Here is an 18,283-nt window from a genome sequence, read left to right on the forward strand (position 1 = left end):
CTAGGTTAAGGACGATAATTGCCTTTTGGCGCGGATTCGACTAGTGATCATTTGGTGGAGATACGGGGATTCGAACCCCGGACCTCTTGCATGCCATGCAAGCGCTCTACCAGCTGAGCTATATCCCCGTGTCCAAAATGTTACATTAACAGGTTTACCTAATTTGTTCAAATAATCAACTTGACTTATTGAACCAAAACTCTTACCCTTTAATAAAGTTTAGGCTTCGAGCCAACTATGCCAGCTTCAAGAACAAAAACCTCACACAAAAAAAGTCGATCGACCGCAAAAAAACAGTCTAATGCGGGCAAAGGTTATATTACGATCAAAGGTTTTGCACCGTTCAAAAAGCGCCGGGTTGGAATTTTTGCCGCCCTGTTTGCAGTTTTTGGCTTAGCCTGGCTGATTTTGGCTCATGCCATTGCCTCATTTAGTCTCGTCGGCACCCACCCCCAGGCCGCCCTGCAACCAACTGCCACCGGTCAGACTATCCAGACCCTCAAGGCCTGGAACGGTAAACTCTATGCTGGTTATGGTGATTGGGCCCAGAATACCGGCCCCATCGACATCAACCCGCTTGATCTGACTAGTAAGACTTTTGCCACCCAACCCCTACTAAGTGCCAATACTGATGCCATCATTTTATTCCGCAGCCTGAATGGCAAACTGTATGCGCCCTCAACCGATCCGCGCAAAGATAAAACGACCGGACAAGAAGCCGATTTTGCCCTCGGCGATACCAGCACTGGCGTTGAAACTTGGACCAATCACGTCAACCAAGCCGGCATGACTCATGTTTTCGACATGACGTCCTTTGGCGGCAATCTGTGGATGGCAGGCTCAAAAGGTTATAATGCCGTCGTTTACCGCAGCAGTGATGGCGGCGCCACCTGGACTCAATCCCTTAGTGAGCCCTCGCAAACCAGTTGCGGTATCGTTGCCGCTCGATATTACTTTATGGTCGTCTATAATAATAAACTGTGGGTCCAGGCTGGGGATTTGGGCTGTAGTGTTCATCCCAATTCTATGGTCTTTGATGGCACTAGTTGGTCCAGTGGACCAGCCATTACCACATCGCGCTCGGCCTATAATGCCAATACGTTTGCTGGTAAGGTCGTGATCCAAGATTGGCAATCGGTTTCGGCCAGCGCCCTGCGGACATTCAATGGCACGACCAACTCGACGGTTCTGAGTTCTGTTTTTAACTACACTATCGCAAGCGATGGTTATTTATATGCTCTACAATCGAATGGCAATGTTAGTAAAAGTCTAGATTTAACCAATTGGACGGTGGTTGCCACTGCGCCAACCACCGCCCGAAGTATCGAAGTTATGAACGGTATTATCTATGTCGGTACAACTGATTCTAAAATTTACGCGGCCGATACCGCCAGCCAGTCCGACACTACCGCCCCATCTGTCTCAATTAGTCAGCCATTGGCCGGCGCAAGTGTCAGCGGCACAACGACGCTCGCGGCTATAGCGAGCGATAATGTTGGGGTAACCAAGGTTGAATTCTACGTCAATGGGACTTTGGTTGGCAGCGACACCTCATCGCCCTATAATGCAAGCTGGAATACCGCTGGCTACGCCAATGGATCATATTCAATTTCGGCCATCGCCTATGACGCCGCCGGTAATACAAGGGTCTCTGTGGCTGTAGGAGTCACTGTCAACAACCTGGTAGTAACTGATACCACTCCGCCAGTTGTTACTATTACCAAGCCCACCGATGGTACCGTCGTCCACCGCAAAGTCTCGATAACTGTAACTGCCACCGACAACGTCCAAGTTGCCCGGATCGAAGTCTACGGTGATTCAACCCTGTTAGGGACGGTCTACAATGCTTCGGCTACCATAAATTGGGATACGCACGCCTTGGCCAGTGGTCCCCATAGCGTTACGGCCAGAGCTTACGATGCTGCCGGCAATTCTACCTCGACCAGTATCAACGTAATTAAATGACTTCAGTTTAGTTGGATTGTTAAATAATTTTGAAGATTTTCAGGATCAAATAGCCTAATCCGCTAAGGATTGAGAGGCCGAGCAGCCACGCTACGAAAAAACCAAAACCAAAGCGAAAGCCGTCGCTAAATCCAAAACCGTTTGGTGGCACGATATCGGTATTAGCACCAAGTAAATTCTTTTTCATTGCTTGAATTGTACCATAACCATTAAGGTTGAGGCTTAGCAATAACAACTATCCGTTCAGTCTGACGTTTGTCGTAGCAGGTGTAGATCGTTAGCTGGCTATCGCTAGTTGGGTTTAATATGGCCGTATCGTTTTGGTTGATGCGTTTAGTTTCACTAACGCTATAGGCGAGGCGAGTGCCGTACCAATCAACATAGATGGTATCGCCAACCGCAACCTCGCCTAAGTTATACAGCGTCGAAGTATTTGGGGGCAGATATTTAAAACGGTGACCAGATAGCACCAAGTTGTCGCCAGCAATTTGACCACGTTGATGCCAGACTCCTTCGTGTTTTTTCAACACGTCCAGCGAGGCCCCCTCTAAGATAGTCGTATCAACCCCAATCTTGGGAATAATAACTCGATTATGGTTAGAGTCTGGAGCAGCAATGGCTTGGGTATCGCCAAAGCTGCCAATTTGTTTTTGAACCTGAAATTTAACACTAGGATAGAGTGGGTAGAGCACCAAAAAAACCCCGGCGATTAACAAGGCCGACAGAGTTGGCACAGCGATACCACGCTTCAAAGTCGGAACTAATTTGCGCCAATGGCTGGGTTTAGGTGCTGACTCAAAGCGAGCCGGACTGAAAGTAAAGAATCCCGAGGGCGCCGGATCGTCCCAATGTTTCGGCTGGCGATAGGCGATCTTTTGGGCATCGTCTATCTTATAGACCCATCGCCTAGTTATCAGTGTCCGGTTAGGTCTAAAGTTGGCGGGCTCTGGGATCAGCCGGCCGAGCTTATACTTGGTCGCGGCCAATTTTGGTGACCAAGATTAGGCCAGTTGTTGCCCCAATCGCTAGCACCAACCCAAGCAAGGTTAAGATAGCGGTATTATCACCGGTTGGAGCAATTTGAGTGGTGGCTGGAGCGGCGGTGGCAGTATTGACGCTGATGGTGAAGGTCGAAGCCGTGCGATTCCCAGCCCCGTCAGCCACAGTGATAGTTACGGTGTGATCACCATTGGCCAGATCTTGGCTAATGCCGATGGTCCATTTACCGCTGGCATCAACGGTGGCGGTCCCGGTCTGGTTATCGGGAGCAATTGCTACTGAAACGGTAGCACCGACCTCAGCTGTACCGGCGATGGTCGGGTGATTGTCTGTGGTCGAAAGGCTGGTTGCGCCTTTGGCAACGGTTTTTGACCCGACAGTTGTGATTTGGGCTGCCACTGGGGCGGTACTATCAATCATGAAATCAGCGACTGTTTCAGCGTTAGCGCCATAGGCCACCCAATCACTGGTGCTATCGCCCACGGCAAAGCGGGCCTGCCAATGGTACGAACCGTCATGCAAATCAGTTACCGCCACCTTGGCTGCAATATTACCGCCGGTAGCAGTCAGGCTGCTGCCCTTATAGTTGGGCTGCCCGGTGAAGGCAGTTCCGACTGGTTGGACCTCAACTTGCGGCTCAACGCTACCACTGTTGGCCGAGGTCGTCATCGTAAAATCAAGTTCGAGTGGGTTTTTGGTCAGAGCACCAGTAGCTAAAGTTTGAGTGCTAGCATCTTTTTGGGCTAAATCAGTTGGTGCCACTGCAGTGACCGGCACAGTTTGAGCTGGTTGTTGGCTGGTTTGATTGTGGGATGGCCGATAACTCTTGAAGTACCAATAGGTCCCACCACCGGCCAACAGCAGTACCAGTAGAATTATTAAACCAATGATGATTGGTCGATTATTGTGAGGTGATTTTGGAGCCGGCGGAGCCCCTGGTGGCGGAGGTGGTGTTGGTGGTACCGGCACTTCAGGTGGGGGAAGCGGCGATTGATCCTTTTTACTGGCCGGTTTTGTTGGCGCCGCCACCGCTGGTTGCACGATGGTTCCAGGATGTAAAAAGTCTACCCGAGTACTAGCATGAGACTCGTCCTCGTCCTTGAGGTGCTCGAGTAGGGGATTAACTTTTGGAGTTGTTTGAGTCGTTGGCTCCACACTTCGCCTCTCACTTAAGCAATATCATACTACTTAAGCTTGGGGTGGTGCAATCTTTTCAAACTGATAATGTTTAGTAATTCGAGACGTCTTGATTCGATGCTGCTGGTTGCAGGTTGGGTTGGCCGGACTGATCTACGCCTTGGTTATTAGTGCTCGGATTAGATGTCTGTTGGGGGCTGGTGGTTGTGCTCTCAGATCCGTTGGTCGGTGCGACTTGAATATCCGGTTGAGTCGATGTGGATGCAGTTGACTCGGTTTGGTCGGGATGGATTTGATTAGAAACAATTTGGCTAGTGCCAAAGATAACTAGGACACTCAATCCGGCTAGTAAAAATATGGTGAAAGTTTTTTTATCGATCAGTAATTGATTAGACATAGTTTTCCTTGGTGGAGCCGGGGAGACTCGAACTCCCTGCCTCAGCAATGCGAATGCTGCGCTCTACCGGGTGAGCTACGGCCCCGTGCCGCTGCCGGTACCTTAAAGGCCTAGACCGCTTGTAGCTTAACTGAGATTGGCTGGTTTGGCCAGTTTTTTGTTCGAGCAGCCTCTACCAAATGAGGTCTTTACCGGCAACTTCTACCCGATCGCCCGCCTTAAGTCCCTTCTGCTCTAACTTTTTAACAATGCCCAATTTAGTTAAAATATCTCGCAAACGGGCTAGGCTGTCAGGGTTGGCAAAATCAGTCCGTTTGGCAAAACGCTCTGGTTTTTGGCCACTGATGCGCCAACCGCTATCAAGTTTTTCAATTTCCCAAGCCGCTTCAGGTAGTTTGGTGTTGGATAGATCATAGACGAAAGGCGTCTCGGATTCTGGTTGGCTGCGGTGTTGGCGCAAAATTTCGGCCACAGCTCTTAGTAACTCGGCAAGACCCTTGTGAGCCGGAGCAGAAATGGCATAAACGGGTCTTTTAGTGGCTTTTTTGAGTTGAGCAACGATCAGTTTTACCTTAGCTGGCTCAAGACCATCGATTTTAGTGAGGACCACGATCTGCTCTTTATTTATTAAGTCATGGCCGTAACTTTTGAGTTCTTGTTGAATCAGGCGGTAATTAGTCACCACGTCCTGACTATGAGCATCAATCAAATGCAGCAAGATGCTAGTGCGTTCAATATGGCGCAGGAACTCATCGCCCAAGCCTTTACCTAAACTAGCGCCCTCGATTAACCCCGGGATGTCGGCGGCCACGAAGCTGTCGTCATCGATTGCTACCACCCCAAGGTTCGGCACTAGGGTGGTAAATGCGTAGTCGGCAATTTCCGGCCGAGCATTAGAAATGACTGATAACAGGGTCGATTTACCAGCGTTGGGTAATCCAATCAGGCCAACATCGGCCACCAGCTTTAGTTCCAACCGCAGCTGCATTTCCTCACCGGCCTCGCCCAATTCGGCCACCCGAGGTGATTGGCGGGTTGAAGACACAAAATGAGCGTTACCAAAGCCACCGCGGCCGCCTTGGGCCATAACTTGGCTTTGGCCATCTTCGGCTAGATCGGCGATTTGTTTATCGCCCACATAAACCATGGTGCCAACGGGTACTTTGATGGTTATGTCCTCGGCCGATTTGCCATGAGCCTTGTTTTTGCCACCCATTTCGCCGTCGCTAGCAGCGAGAGACTTGTGGTTACGAAAACTGGCTAGGGTATTTAGGTTGTGATCGACTAGAAAAATAATATCGCCGCCATGGCCGCCATCACCACCGTCGGGGCCACCTTTGGCCCGATATTTTTCGTGCAAAAAGCTGGTCCGGCCATCGCCGCCTTTGCCAGCTTTAACTTTTATTTCGACATTATCTGCAAACATAGTTTTATTTTACCAAGTTTATTAAACCGACAACCCCCGGGTCCGAAGACCCGGGGGCAACTTTCCGCCAATGCGGTCGGAGGAAACTGGCGATCAGCTCGGTCTGACCAACTCAGTCTTGCACATTCTGGTGACACAGTCGCCACGAGGCAGATGGTCACCGGAACTCCGGAGTGCTTGCTCTATGCGCCCTTGCGGGATCACCGGGGTTGACCCGGGCCGAGATACGGATTCTTGATTAGGCAGTTCCGTAGAACCTTATCGGCATGGTGGACTCGCGTCCAACCACCACCTTACTCTGGTGAGCTGACTACTTGGGTCGGTGTGGCCGTCCCAGATGGTCCCAGAGTAGTGCCAATTTCAAGTGGAGTTTCCTCCGCGAGGTAGAGCTGACGGATCCGATGGCAGGGTAGCAATCGAACCGCCTCTCGTCACGTGGGTGTCTAATCCGCGTGAGTCAGCCAGACCTCTCTTGACGCTTGGCACTGGCCCCGTCCTTTCACTGCCCGAAGGCAAGCGACAGTTTCGGGGCACCGACGCTTCGCTCCGCTCCGCTTGGTCGACCCGGTCAGGTCTTCCTTTTGGTGGTAGCTAGCATCGGTTCGACCGGCTGTGGCCGCGCTCGAGGCACGTTCCGCAAACCAGTGCGAATTGTCAATCTGTTCTCGTCCACTCTGCATTACGAAGACCAAACAGGACCTAAATATAATCCTTTCAAAAACAACGATCAAGCATAAGCAATTTGATTTTTACAGATTAGAAACATTAAAAACCAAAATTTTCTCAAAAAAGTTATCCACAGTTTTGGATGGCCGAGATAGCTTAATAAATGTAGCGGAACTCGCTGGCTGGTACCGTTCGCGACGAGATGTGGTTCCAACCGCCGTTGTAATTCATTTCCGAAACCGTCACCATGCCGCCCGAAACTCCCTCAACATAGGCCACATGGCCGTAGTAACCACCGGAGGTCCAAGCGATGGCGCCGGCGGCCGGGGCTGAGCCCACGGCGTAACCGCTAGCTTTGGCATTGTAATACCAGGCAGCAGCATTGCCCCAGTTACTGGGCACATAGCGGCGGCTAGCCACGTAGTAAGTGCAATAACCATAGGCGTAACCATTACCGCTGAAGGCCAACCGAGGCAAGAGGCGGCTGTTACGCCCGCTGGTAGCGATAGCAATGTTGGTGGCGGCCTTGGCAGCTGGAGCATCAGCTTTGACGCCATCGGGGATGATAATTTGTTGGCCAGGTGTTAGACCCTTAACCTCAGCATCATTAAAGCTCAGGATTTGAGCGGCATTCGATTGATATTTAGCCGCCAAACTATCGGCCGTATCGCCCCCTTGAACGGTGTAGAGCAAGCCACTAATCGGCAAAATAGTTAGGGCTTGACCGGGCTTGATGTTATCAGAGTCAGTTAAATTATTAGCCCACTTAATGGTGGCGGTTGTGACATTAAATTTAGCCGCGATACCGGAAAGGGTATCGCCATCGGCCACGCTGTAATTAATAATAGTGTGCTGATCGGCCCCGCTGGTGGCAACGGCCTGTCGTTTATTCAAAAAGTCACTACTGGAAGTAGGTAGGGATATTTGCGCGCTCAAAGCCGAAGCGGTCTGATTAGCATCGGAAGCAATCGTCAAATTAGTTTTGGCTGCTACCACTGCTGCCACATTGGCAGCCGAAGCCTCATCCAAAACTGAACCCAGCCCAGCCGGAGAGTTAATTAAACTGGCTTGATGGCTCGAAGCCGAGCTCCCAGCCACAACCACGAGTGTAATTGCGCTGGCCACTGCCACGTGCAAACTAAGCCTTTTGGCAGTTGGTTGAGCCAGGACTGTGCGCACATTCTTAACTTGGTTTTCAGTTGCTCGGGCTAGTTCGGCCGAGCGGTTTTTGGCGTCTGTTAAACGTGGGAGTTTTGTTTTAGAGATGGACTCGGCTGCTCCGGTTCCAAGCTGCCAGGTGGCAGGCGGGAACGATTCGAGGGAGCCGCTGAAGGCTTCTCTACTAATGTGATTTCTCCACCCCAAGCCGGTATTACTACCGATTGGGAAACTAAGGGCCACGTCTTCCTTGCAAAATTGCGAGCAGAAGGACTTCGACCTTAGGTTAATACCTTCGTATCGACGTTGCCTCTAGGTAACCAATGAGCAAAAACTATAGCCACAAGGCAATAAGCTAATGCTTATTAATGTACTTGTTAAGGATAACAAGGCCACTTTAACCTGTCAACCGTAGCTAAACCGCACAACTCACGTATGTCAAACATGACAATTCAGCTTGGAATATAAATGAAAACGGCGGCTCGAGATTGCTCTCAAGCCGCCGGGGTCTTGGCTGGCTAACTAGCGAGCAAAGACGTTGCGGATGATCTCATCATCGCGTACCCATGCCAACCAACAGTCTGGATCGTGAACCCTAGCAGGAAGTGCCGTGGGTTCCACGTCACGTACTGGCCGATAGTTGGGACCCATGTTGGAGCCCAGGGTCGTGACTACATCCAGATAATGCTGCCCGACTGCGATCGGCTGGCCACAACCAGCACAATTGGTCTGCAAACCTTCCGGAACTACCAGATAGGTTAACTGGAATGCTGAGTTGTCGTGGCCGTCGTATAGATCAGGGTGGGTAAATCGCGCCATAGCAAAGATGGCCCCATCACGATAGGCCTCCAAACGTGGTAACCCACAGTTTGTCATAACCCCGAAGAATCCGCTGCCGGTTCCAAGATTCGCTTGACCTAAGACTGCCTCGCAAGCTTGGTTGAGGTCCATGCCCTGCCGCAACAGTTCGGTTATGGCTGGTGGTACCAGCATCGATGGAGTGGCACCCCAACCCAGCCGACCTCCGCGGTCAACAATTGCGATCCAGCCGCACTCCATAATCGAGCCACTTTCACTCCACAACCCACCCTCCATACCCACACCGAAATCGGCTGTAGATTGGGTCATGGCATTTCCAGCTCGAGTCAGCGCACCCAAACGAGCAGTTGCCATCGTCATTGGTTGATCTGGAACCCCAGAATCGACGCTTCGGCCGAAGACATCCCAGTGTTTTTCAGGCCAAACTTTCGTGAAAGCCTGCAGGGTCGCCGCAATTTTGACTGGGTTGGTTGTGCCAACACATACGCTTGGCATCATGCCTCCAATTCGAACGTCAAAGAACTGACTAATTGTTAAATAAAATTGGGGCTATTTCAAGCCTGAGCGTGATATTGTTTTTTGAGTTTTAGTCTAAGGATCCAATGCGCATTAGATGTTTCGACAAGCTCAACATGACAGGCTATGAGATTGCCGCGTCGTTTTACTCCCTCGCAATGACAATTGAAAATTGATACTTGGGAATTGACAACTCTACTACAAATATTTGGCCACGTTGGCCTGGTGTTCAGCAAAGGTGCGGGCAAAATGGGTATTGCCGTCTTTGTCGGCCACGAAGTAGAGGTAATCGGTGCTAGCCGGGTTAATAACGGCGTTGATGGCGCCTAAGCCGGGGTTAGCGATTGGGCCAGGCGGCAAGCCGGGGTGCAGGTAGGTGTTGTAGGGCGAAATTATTGATCGGATATTGGTGACGTTGGTTTGCCCATTGAGCTGGGCACCGTAAAGAGCCGTTACGTCGCTTTCGAGCGCCATACCAATCCGCAGACGCTTCAAGAAAACTTGGGCCACAATCGGCCGATCAGCCGCATGAGCCACTTCACGTTCGATGATGGAGGCCATAGTAATACACTGGTGCAGGTTCAGGCCCTGTTTGGCGCAACCTGCGACCGTTTCAGACGTGATTTTAGTGCCAAAGTTATTCAACATGGCTTGAACGAGTTGATGAGGAGTGGTGCTAGGCGAAATTTCGTAAGTATCAGGAAAGAGATAGCCCTCGAGGCTGGCACCAGCTGGGCGGTCAATCAAAAAACTACCATTGTACGTATCGTGTTCAATGGCTGCCGGCAAATCACCGCCACGCAACCATTGGCTAAGAGCCGCGGCTTCAATTTGCTGGGTAGTTTCGCCCTCGCGGACCAAAAAGGCTTTGTTTACCACAATGCCACGAGCAATAATTTTGGCGTTGGTGGCTGCCGTGTCAGCTGGGGAGAGTTCATAGTAGCCGGCTTGGATCTTGCGACGCAAGCCGTGCAAAGTGACGTAAACATTAAAAGCCCAGCGGCTGCGGATAATGCCAGCTTGTTGCAACTTGGCCGAAATAGCGTTGACCTTTTGGCCGGGGTCAATGCCAAAGGCGATGGGTTCTGCGAGCTTGGTGTTAGCCGGCCGCAGTTCATAGCGATAGCTAGCGTAGGCCGCCACAATTAGCAGCCCCGCGACTACACCAGCCCCAATCAGCCACCAGCGCTTCAATGATTCTCCAAATAATCTTGTAGGATTTGGGCGGCCGCGGCATCGTCAACGGCTTGACCACTAGATGGTAGATTTTGGCTAGTGAGCGCCTCATCCTGCAGTGTCACTGGCAAACCTAAACGTTCTAAATCTTGAGCAAACTGGCGCACCTCAGCCGTTTGGGCTGTGTCGTCGCCATCAAGGTTACGGGGCAAGCCAAGGACGATATCGGTAATGCCCTCCGAAGTAATCAGTGAACGCAGTGTGTCCACCAAGGGCAGATGGTCGCGTTCAATTATCCGCCAAGGCCTGGCCACTTTGATGGCATCGTCGGCAATGGCTAGCCCAACGCGCTTAGCGCCATAATCTACCCCCAAAAAACGCCTAGCCACTAGTAGTTGCTACCTTAATTTCAATCTTGATTTTGCTGGCCCGGCGCGGTAGTTTGGTATCCCAGCTCGGCCAGAGCGTAATCTCGGAATGATCAACACCGGGGGTCTTGTTGATAATATCCATGGCATCCCCCAGCTTTTTGCCCTTAATCTGCTTGGCCAAGGCCGCAGTATCGATTTTGGGCCCAGCTGAGGCCTCGGCTGCAACATGAATATTTTGACTACCACCCGTGTTCTTTTTAATGACTTGGAATTGGGCGCTAGCCGCTCCGTTATCGTAAATTTGGTTGCCCGGGCCAATCTGTTTAGTAATGTTTTGATCGAGCAGAGCGTTCAAGTCATCATTGCTAATGGCCAGAGCATCATAGTTGGCGGTGACTTTAACGGTGACATTGGCGGCTTCGGCGCCGACGGCCGGGATGCCGGAAACATTGCTAGGGGTTTGGGTCATAGTCTCGTTCATCATGCGGTAACCATCGGTAACTTTTTTGACCAAATCGGCCTGAGCACCGTCTTTGTCTTTGCTGAGCAAATCAGCTACGGCCCCATCGATGTCACTCTGCTGCACTACTGTGACAGTTTTAGTTGTACCCCCGCCCATTTGACCGCCCTGGAATTTGACGTTGAAGGCACCCGAACTGGGGATTGAGCCGACTGTGTAGCTAGTCGGGGCTAAGTTGTACGAATCACCGTTTTCGGCCGCCGTTACACCGACCGAAGCCGTCGTTGGGTGGCAGACACCACCGGAGATCGTGGCATCGGGTACAGCGATGGCTGAGTTACCCAAGAATCTGTGGCCATCGGCTGCCGTATAAACTGTCCCGGCCGCAATAGTACCGGGATTGTAGCAGTTATTGGTAATGGTGATGGTGCCGGTAGCTTTGGTGCCGGCGTCTTTTTTACCGGTGGCGGTCACCTGCTCGCTGAGGTCTTTGCTCGATTGGACTTCCTGAGCTTTGACGGTGCCGGCACTTATATTTGAGCTGGGTGCACTAGGGTCGGCTGTAAAAGTCGCTTCAGCCGGGACTTTGCTACCTTTAGCAAAAACCGTTACATTAGCGCGCTCTAGGAAAAAGTTCGCAAATAACAGGCCAAAAACGATGACCAGTGCCAACGCCCCCCAAAAGACGCGTTTTTGCATGGCGTTAAAGTCTGGCACCCGAGCCATCTTTTTGCTTTCAGCTGGCGAGTCACTGATAGGCTTCTTGGTCATGGTCGGTTTATCGTCACTGGTGTCAGGTTTTTTGGTGTCTGTAGCTGGTGGCACAGCCTCGTCTTTGGCAGCAGCGGCTTTGGCCGCGGTTGCCCCAGCCGCCACACCCGCCATGGCCGCGGCCGTCTCTGGTCTGCCAGTTTCTTCGGTGCCGCCATCAATGACTTCGGTGGTGGGATCGGGTTCCTTGACGTTAGCTTCGGGCACACTGGCTTCGGCCCCCAATTTATCGGCGACGGCCAGCCCGACCCGACCGGCCAAATGACTGCTCAATCGATCAGTCGTAACCAGCACCAATTCTTTCTTGCTTTCGTCGGCGGCTTTTTTGAGCAATTTCAAGTTGATCATGCTCTGCAATAGCGTCGATCGCTTGGGTACCACAATCGAAACGTCGCCGGCCTGGCTGGCCTTTAGTTTTTCGACGGCGGAAGTAATGTCTTCGTCGTTTTCCAGATATAAAACGTCGCTCATGCCTGAATCGCCTTGGTTAGTTTTTGGACCAGTCCCTCTGTAATACTACCAGTGTTTACGGCATCGAGCCCAAGGTTAGCTAGCCCCATTGGGGTAATGTCGGCATAGCTAGTTAGCTTGCCGGTGGTATCGTGAACTCGCGTGACTTCTGATGGCGAAATGTGACTGACGGTTGGCTTGCGAGCAAAAGGCAGGCTTTTATACCAAGTGCTGCCTTTGAGCGCTTGAACGATTTCAGGCAAACCAGTGCCACCACCGCAGAGCAAAATCTTGGAAGGCAAATGATCAACCTTATTAAACTCAGCTAGTGAAAGCTCGACGCCCGAGAGCCAAACCTCAATATCGCCGGCCAAAGCTTCCTCCACTACTTTGCTATCAGCTTGATTTAGTTTGCCGCTAGCATAATCAAGTTTCATTTGTTCGGCACGCTCAAAACTGCTGCCCTTGGCTTGAGCGATGCGCTTGGTAAAACTGCGGCCGCCAATGGCAAACATTTTGGTGCCTTCAACACCACCATTATTAACAAGCGCAATATCGGTCGTTCCACCGCCGATATCGATGAAGATGGCACTAAATTCGGCCGAATCCTGTTCGCCGACCGATTTGGCCACCGCAAAGGGCTCGGCCGCAATGTTTATTAAGTTCAAATCCAAGTGGTTAGCCACGGCTTGGAGTGCGCCCAAATGAACCATGGGAGCGAAGGCGTTAAAGAGTTGGATACTAACGTCCCGGCCCTGGAAGCCGATCGGGTTTGTGACGCGGTAGCCATCGATTTGAACATCAACGATAGCAGTATTAACCAGCTTAACGTCAATTTCTTGGTAGCCGGTTTCCCAACTGAGCTGTTCCCGGGCCCGCTCAAAGGCTCGGTATTGGACCTTGTCCAAAATCTTTTTCAACTCTCCCATATCGATCGGGACTTGAGGGTTGGTTCGCTTATATTTAATAGTGGTAGAGGCACCTTTGACCAGTTCGCCGGCAATACCAATGACGGCGTCTTTGGCCACCAGCCCACTCATATTTTCAGCTACTTTGAGAGCCGCATCGCAGTTTTCGACCACGCCGGCAATATCGGTCACGGCCCCAGACTGCATATCGGTCAAACGCTGGCGTTGGCGGCCAACGCCGACAATATCAATATGATTACCCTCGACTTTTCCAATCAGAGCTTTCACAAATTCAGTGCCAATATCGAGGGCCACCAAATACCTGGGCCCCGCCGGCCGTTTGGATAATTTCTGGAGTAATTTTAAAGCCATGGCTCCTTATAATTGTAACGCTTAGAGGGTGTTTTGGCTAACTTCCTAATAATTTTAACTATTAAGCCCTATCTATTAAATAACGGCTAAACGCAGCCATGTCTTCTTGGTAGGCTGTCAATTGTTCGGCTGTGACTTCGTCCGGAGTAGAACCTGGTTGCACTTTAAACGCACCGTAGATACCTCTTTCTTGCAACCCAAGTCTGTGATTTGGGTCACGGTGTTGATTAAACTCAACCAATATCGGCTCAAACCGGGCACGTTGTTGTAGGTTTCGCTCGCGCCATTGCGCCTGCAGAACGGGATTATCCCTCCAACCCTCTGGCTCATCGGTTTCGATGTCAACATAGGGCAATGGAAATCCATCCAAATGCCCCTCACATGAACCGCTAGTTTCGAAACCATTGAGCTTCAGGGCTACTACCGTCTCTTTAATGCGATCATCGATGGGTGTACCTAGTTTATCGGCAATTTGATCAACTTCAGCACGGATGACATCGATGTCTTTTGGTTCATGGTCTGAAAGTTCTTCGGGCATGCTTATTCTAAGATAGCTTTGATCCGCCGCACCCCGGCCGAGCTGGCTTCTTCTTTGATGATTTTGAAGTGGCCCAAAACGCCAGTGTGTTCCACGTGCGGGCCGCCGCAAAGTTCCATACTATAAGGTTTGGCTGGGTCGCCGATAGTGTAGACCTTGACGGTGTCACCGTACTTTTCGCCAAAGTGCCCGCGAGCTCCCATATCCAGAGCTTCTTTGGTTGGCATCTCCTTGAACGTCACCGGCAGGTCAGCTTTGATAGCGTCATTAACGATCTTTTCGACCTCGCGCTGTTGCTCGGGCGTGACTTTACCGTGGTGGCTAAAGTCAAAACGCGTCCGCTCGGGCGTGATGTTACTCCCTCGCTGCTCCACATCATCACCCAAAACTGTTCGCAAAGCCTTGTACAGCATGTGGGTGGCAGTGTGGTATTTGATGGTTTTATCAGATTGGTCGGTTAACCCACCCTTGAACACACCCTTGGTGGCGGTGCGCGACCGCTCGCGCTGTTCGGTCATCAACTGATCAAAGTTTTCGCGCCAGTCATCTGCAAGTTGAATGTCCCTTTTCCCTGCCTCTTCAGCTGACAGTTCGGGTGGGAATCCATAGGTGTCAAAAAGCTTAAATATTAGCTCCCCCGTTAAGAGCAACGGACCCTCCACTTCGCTCCCATCCTTCTCGGATCCATAATGCAAGAATTCGAGCCTCAGTTTATCAAACTCTCGTAATCCTTTTCTTAGCGTTTGGCGGAAGACTTTTTCTTCGTGCTCCAGAATTCGGATAACTTTGTCTTCATGCTTAATTACTTCGGGGTAGGCGTCGCGATAAAGATTAGCCACCACCGGTGCTACCTCGCGGATCAGGCCCTGCTCAATGCCTAGTTCGTGGCCGCGGCGAATGGCCCGGCGCAGTAACCGCCTCAGCACATAGCCCTGACCGGTGTTACTCGGCATGACGCCGTCGCAAGCCATAAAGACCGCACTGCGCATATGGTCGGCTATGATGCGTTTGGCTTCTACGTGATCTTGATACTTCTTGCCGCTAATTTGCTCCAGCTTCTCGATAATCGGCCACATCAGGCTGATCTTAAAGACATCCGAATTATCTAGCGCCGCCGCCGCAATCCGCTCTAGTCCGCCACCAAAATCAACGTTCTTGTGTGGCAGATCGACTAAACCGTCATCCTTAGTTTTGACATACTGCATAAAGACCGAGTTAGCGATCTCCAAGAAACGGCCGCAATCGCAATTGGGATGGCAATGCATGCCCCACTTGGCGTCGTGTTCGATACCGTCAAACAAGTAGAAAACCTCGGCACTAGGGCCACAAGGATCCCCCACGGGGGTAGTTCGCGGGCCTTTTTCGCCCCGATTCCACCAGTTCTTCTTTACGTCATAGAGAAATATGCGTTCGTCTGGCTTGATTCCGCGATTGTAGCTGTCCGCTTCGGAACCCATTTCGGCCACCTTCGGGTCGATGCCTTTGTCTTTGAAAAGTTTGGTCCAAGTCTCCACGGATTCGGTATCGCGTGGGATTTTGTATGTATCATCACCAATTAAAGCCGTGACGTAGAGTTTTGTTGGATCAAGTCCAACCACATCAGTCAAAAACTCAAACAGCCAGGGCAGCTGCTCGGCTTTAAAGTACTCACCCAAGCTCCAGTTGCCAAGCATCTCAAAAAAGGTGGTGTGGCGATTGTCGCCGACTTCGTCGATGTCTTCAGCACGAAAGCATGTTTGTGAATTGACCAAACGGGTGCCGGACGGATGTTTCTGCCCCAACAAATACGGCAGCAGTGGCTGCATGCCGCTGCCAGTAAAGAGCGTAGTCGGGTCGTCTTGCGGCACCAAGTTAGCCCGCGGAATAATCGTGTGGTCTTTGGCTTTAAAGAAATCTAAGTATTTCTGGCGAATTTCGGAAGCGTTCATTGGTCTAATTGTAGCCTACCTGTTATGAGTGGCCAATGCCGGTTTAGCACTGGAGATGATGCCGCTACCAACTACGCGGTCGCCATCGTAGATTACGGCCGATTGTCCAGGTGTAACGGCCCGCTCACTGCGATCCATTTTGATGACGTAAATTCCACCCGACTTTGAGATGGTGCAGTCAATCAAGTTGCCCATATGCCGCGTCAGCACCTGATACCGTTTACCAGTTTCAATATCATCAAATAGGTGTGGATTCTCAATCTCGAATTCATCACTAAATAGTTCCATGCCACGCGGTTCATCGGTCACATAAACGGTGTTGGTCGTCATATCTTTACTGGTGACATAATATGGCTTGCCACCACCCACACCCAAACCTTTGCGTTGACCCAAGGTGTAGAAAATGGCGCCCTCGTGTTGGCCAATTTTCGTGCCGTCGAGTAGCTTAATGGGGCCAGGCTCAGCTTGGACGTACTGGCTCAAAAAATCTTTAACACCAATCTCCCCCACAAAACAGATGCCTTGCGAGTCGGGCTTTTTGGCTGTTGGGAGCCCAAATTTAGCTGCTAATTTACGAACCTCGGCCTTGTGATACTCCCCAATCGGCATCAAAACCTTACCCAGCGACTCGGCTGGCATACGGCAGAGGAAGTAGCTTTGGTCCTTGCCCGGATCAAGGCCTTTGAGCAACTGACCATCCTTGATTCGGGCATAATGCCCCGTCGCAATCAAATCGGCGCCGTCAGCTAAAGCTGCCTTTAAAAACAAGGCGAACTTGACCTCCTGGTTACACATAATGTCAGGGTTGGGCGTGCGGCCGGCCTGGTATTCTGCAATCATGTAATCGACCACCAAATGCTTGTATTGGTCCTGAAAATCAAACACCTTGAACGCAATATCAAGCTTGGCCGCCACCGCTCGGGCGTCAGCTAGGTCTTGCTGCCACGGGCAAATGTTCCCGGCCACATCCTGGGTCCAGTTTTTCATATATACGCCAACCACCCGGTAACTTTGCTGCTTCAAAAGCGCAGCTGTGACCGAGCTATCGACTCCCCCACTCAAACCAACATAAACCGTTTTCATAAGGAGTATTATATAAGAAAAGGGTTCTTTAGTCTATGAAGTGTTATTGACAAATGTCAATATTTATACTAGAATCACATAAGTTTTTCCGCACCCCGACAAATGAGGCATCGATGGAATCGACCCAAAATCACAGCCCCAAGACTAGAAGCTGGCTTTGGATAGACTGGCTCTTCTTGATAGTCGCTGGTCTTAGCGTTATTGCCATTGCCCTAAACGTGGCGTTCTTGATTGATGCGAAAAAGTTCGACGACGCATTCAACCCAACGCGGATCAGGGAGCGAGCAAGGACCGAACTGGTACATCACCTAGAGCACGTCGGGGTAGAGGTTGTGGCATCAAAGACCCAATACTTGGTACTCAAACTGAGCGCCAAGTGTCCGCACTTTCCCGTAAAGCTTGGGTATGAGTTCGTCGACATGACCCACTATGACGCTTATTTGGTGGTGGACCCCAGTGGTGCGGCCATGCAAATTCAGCGTTCGGATGACTTCGCCTACATCTACCCGCAGTGCTACGACCGAATTCCTCCCTATCCATGGGGTACCGGGAGAAGCTAAACCCCGCAAGGGACCTCGTTAAATCGAGGCGCCCGGCGGGGCGTTTCGTTTATTGACTAATTTCAAATTACTCCTATAATTATGCCATCTCGCACCTTGAACTGAGTGAGGAGACCAGATGATACTCTGGCACTACCACTTCGACTGGGACAGCCTTCTAGTAGTGCTCTGCATGGTAATTGTCGTCATGATTCTTCTAGGATTTCACTTGCGTAACAAGACGGATCTTTTGGCGACTTTCTTGGTAGCTGTCTTGATGTTCGTCGTACTAGGCGGGGCAATGTTGACCATGGCTGGCCACGTCTACTATCAAGATCAAGCCAAAAAGGAAGACAAACGAGCCAGGGCAGAGCTTATCGACCAACATTTCGAAGTCATTTGGGTCGACACCCTAAATCACAAAGCCAAAGTGGGTGTGCCCAACTACCGGCCGGTTAATGGCTACCCGACATGCCAAATCGAAGCCGGCCTCCGGGAAATCAAGAAGACCTGGAGGGTGATGTTCCCTCTGGATCAAATGAACGGCCCTCTGGCGCCACAACAATTGCGCTTTATCTGCGATCAGCGGATCAAGTGAAACAGC

17 protein-coding genes and 2 tRNA genes are annotated in these 18,283 nt (G+C 51.1%); 3 read left to right on the forward strand and 16 right to left on the reverse strand.

Annotation, left to right across the window (positions count from 1 at the left end):
- Positions 1 to 52 precede the first annotated feature (52 nt).
- Positions 53 to 128: transfer RNA gene (locus VLE72_02180), tRNA-Ala, on the reverse strand.
- 109 nt (positions 129 to 237) lie between these two features.
- Between VLE72_02180 and VLE72_02185 the strand changes: the two genes are divergently transcribed.
- On the forward strand, positions 238 to 1,965 hold the full coding sequence (locus VLE72_02185) for an Ig-like domain-containing protein (GenBank protein ID HSX14696.1): 1,728 nt from the start codon (positions 238 to 240) through the stop codon (positions 1,963 to 1,965).
- A 19-nt stretch (positions 1,966 to 1,984) separates the two neighbouring features.
- Here the strand turns inward: VLE72_02185 and VLE72_02190 are convergent, their stop codons facing one another.
- The 15 genes from VLE72_02190 to mnmA all read right to left on the reverse strand — a co-directional run bounded on the left by VLE72_02190 (position 1,985) and on the right by mnmA (position 17,140).
- Positions 1,985 to 2,152 carry a hypothetical protein gene (locus VLE72_02190; protein ID HSX14697.1) on the reverse strand — a complete coding sequence of 56 codons (168 nt, stop codon included), beginning with the start codon at positions 2,150 to 2,152 and terminating at the stop codon, positions 1,985 to 1,987.
- A gap of 22 nt (positions 2,153 to 2,174) precedes the next feature.
- Entirely contained in the window at positions 2,175 to 2,951 is a 777-nt protein-coding gene (locus VLE72_02195) for a sortase (GenBank protein HSX14698.1), read from the reverse strand.
- Positions 2,932 to 4,119: an Ig-like domain-containing protein gene (locus tag VLE72_02200; GenBank protein HSX14699.1), complete on the reverse strand. Its 1,188-nt coding sequence runs from the start codon at positions 4,117 to 4,119 to the stop codon at positions 2,932 to 2,934. Before VLE72_02200 ends, VLE72_02195 begins: the two co-directional genes overlap by 20 nt.
- Before the next feature lie 73 nt (positions 4,120 to 4,192).
- A complete protein-coding gene (locus VLE72_02205; GenBank protein ID HSX14700.1) occupies positions 4,193 to 4,498 on the reverse strand; it encodes a hypothetical protein in 306 nt (101 codons plus the stop codon).
- Positions 4,499 to 4,507: 9 nt separating this feature from the next.
- A tRNA-Ala gene (locus VLE72_02210) sits at positions 4,508 to 4,583 on the reverse strand.
- An 87-nt stretch (positions 4,584 to 4,670) separates the two neighbouring features.
- A complete protein-coding gene (obgE, locus tag VLE72_02215) occupies positions 4,671 to 5,924 on the reverse strand; it encodes a GTPase ObgE (protein HSX14701.1) in 1,254 nt (417 codons plus the stop codon).
- Positions 5,925 to 6,746: 822 nt separating this feature from the next.
- Positions 6,747 to 7,991 (reverse strand): LysM peptidoglycan-binding domain-containing protein, encoded by a 1,245-nt coding sequence (locus VLE72_02220; GenBank protein HSX14702.1) that lies wholly within the window; start codon positions 7,989 to 7,991, stop codon positions 6,747 to 6,749.
- Between the two features lie 279 nt (positions 7,992 to 8,270).
- Positions 8,271 to 9,065, reverse strand: a complete 795-nt coding sequence (locus VLE72_02225; GenBank protein HSX14703.1) for an inosine/xanthosine triphosphatase — start codon at positions 9,063 to 9,065, stop codon at positions 8,271 to 8,273.
- A gap of 216 nt (positions 9,066 to 9,281) precedes the next feature.
- Positions 9,282 to 10,277 carry an endolytic transglycosylase MltG gene (gene mltG / locus VLE72_02230; protein ID HSX14704.1) on the reverse strand — a complete coding sequence of 332 codons (996 nt, stop codon included), beginning with the start codon at positions 10,275 to 10,277 and terminating at the stop codon, positions 9,282 to 9,284.
- A complete protein-coding gene (ruvX, locus tag VLE72_02235; GenBank protein HSX14705.1) occupies positions 10,274 to 10,648 on the reverse strand; it encodes a Holliday junction resolvase RuvX in 375 nt (124 codons plus the stop codon). The genes mltG and ruvX overlap by 4 nt, the downstream gene beginning before the upstream one ends.
- On the reverse strand, positions 10,641 to 12,332 hold the full coding sequence (locus VLE72_02240) for a hypothetical protein (GenBank protein HSX14706.1): 1,692 nt from the start codon (positions 12,330 to 12,332) through the stop codon (positions 10,641 to 10,643). The genes ruvX and VLE72_02240 overlap by 8 nt, the downstream gene beginning before the upstream one ends.
- Entirely contained in the window at positions 12,329 to 13,591 is a 1,263-nt protein-coding gene (locus tag VLE72_02245; protein ID HSX14707.1) for a cell division FtsA domain-containing protein, read from the reverse strand. Before VLE72_02245 ends, VLE72_02240 begins: the two co-directional genes overlap by 4 nt.
- A gap of 61 nt (positions 13,592 to 13,652) precedes the next feature.
- A complete protein-coding gene (locus tag VLE72_02250; protein ID HSX14708.1) occupies positions 13,653 to 14,129 on the reverse strand; it encodes a hypothetical protein in 477 nt (158 codons plus the stop codon).
- Between the two features lie 2 nt (positions 14,130 to 14,131).
- Positions 14,132 to 16,057 carry an alanine--tRNA ligase gene (locus tag VLE72_02255; protein HSX14709.1) on the reverse strand — a complete coding sequence of 642 codons (1,926 nt, stop codon included), beginning with the start codon at positions 16,055 to 16,057 and terminating at the stop codon, positions 14,132 to 14,134.
- A 15-nt stretch (positions 16,058 to 16,072) separates the two neighbouring features.
- Entirely contained in the window at positions 16,073 to 17,140 is a 1,068-nt protein-coding gene (gene mnmA, locus VLE72_02260; protein HSX14710.1) for a tRNA 2-thiouridine(34) synthase MnmA, read from the reverse strand.
- 113 nt (positions 17,141 to 17,253) lie between these two features.
- Between mnmA and VLE72_02265 the strand changes: the two genes are divergently transcribed.
- A complete protein-coding gene (locus tag VLE72_02265) occupies positions 17,254 to 17,700 on the forward strand; it encodes a hypothetical protein (protein ID HSX14711.1) in 447 nt (148 codons plus the stop codon).
- 118 nt (positions 17,701 to 17,818) lie between these two features.
- A complete protein-coding gene (locus tag VLE72_02270; protein HSX14712.1) occupies positions 17,819 to 18,277 on the forward strand; it encodes a hypothetical protein in 459 nt (152 codons plus the stop codon).
- Positions 18,278 to 18,283: the final 6 nt, after the last annotated feature.

The sequence above is a fragment of the Candidatus Saccharimonadales bacterium genome (assembly GCA_035480635.1).
Lineage (GTDB): Bacteria > Patescibacteriota > Saccharimonadia > UBA4664 > DATIHN01 > DATIHN01.

Excerpts from the sequence above, each read along its gene's own strand:
- VLE72_02185 (HSX14696.1), top strand. The coding sequence starts at position 238 with ATGCCAGCTTCAAGAACAAAAACCTCACACAAAAAAAGTCGATCGACC.
- VLE72_02190 (HSX14697.1), bottom strand. The coding sequence starts at position 2,152 with ATGAAAAAGAATTTACTTGGTGCTAATACCGATATCGTGCCACCAAAC.
- VLE72_02205 (HSX14700.1), bottom strand. The coding sequence starts at position 4,498 with ATGTCTAATCAATTACTGATCGATAAAAAAACTTTCACCATATTTTTA.
- obgE (HSX14701.1), bottom strand. The coding sequence starts at position 5,924 with ATGTTTGCAGATAATGTCGAAATAAAAGTTAAAGCTGGCAAAGGCGGC.
- VLE72_02225 (HSX14703.1), bottom strand. The coding sequence starts at position 9,065 with ATGATGCCAAGCGTATGTGTTGGCACAACCAACCCAGTCAAAATTGCG.
- VLE72_02240 (HSX14706.1), bottom strand. The coding sequence starts at position 12,332 with ATGAGCGACGTTTTATATCTGGAAAACGACGAAGACATTACTTCCGCC.
- VLE72_02245 (HSX14707.1), bottom strand. The coding sequence starts at position 13,591 with ATGGCTTTAAAATTACTCCAGAAATTATCCAAACGGCCGGCGGGGCCC.
- VLE72_02250 (HSX14708.1), bottom strand. The coding sequence starts at position 14,129 with ATGCCCGAAGAACTTTCAGACCATGAACCAAAAGACATCGATGTCATC.
- VLE72_02255 (HSX14709.1), bottom strand. The coding sequence starts at position 16,057 with ATGAACGCTTCCGAAATTCGCCAGAAATACTTAGATTTCTTTAAAGCC.
- mnmA (HSX14710.1), bottom strand. The coding sequence starts at position 17,140 with ATGAAAACGGTTTATGTTGGTTTGAGTGGGGGAGTCGATAGCTCGGTC.
- VLE72_02265 (HSX14711.1), top strand. The coding sequence starts at position 17,254 with ATGGAATCGACCCAAAATCACAGCCCCAAGACTAGAAGCTGGCTTTGG.
- VLE72_02270 (HSX14712.1), top strand. The coding sequence starts at position 17,819 with ATGATACTCTGGCACTACCACTTCGACTGGGACAGCCTTCTAGTAGTG.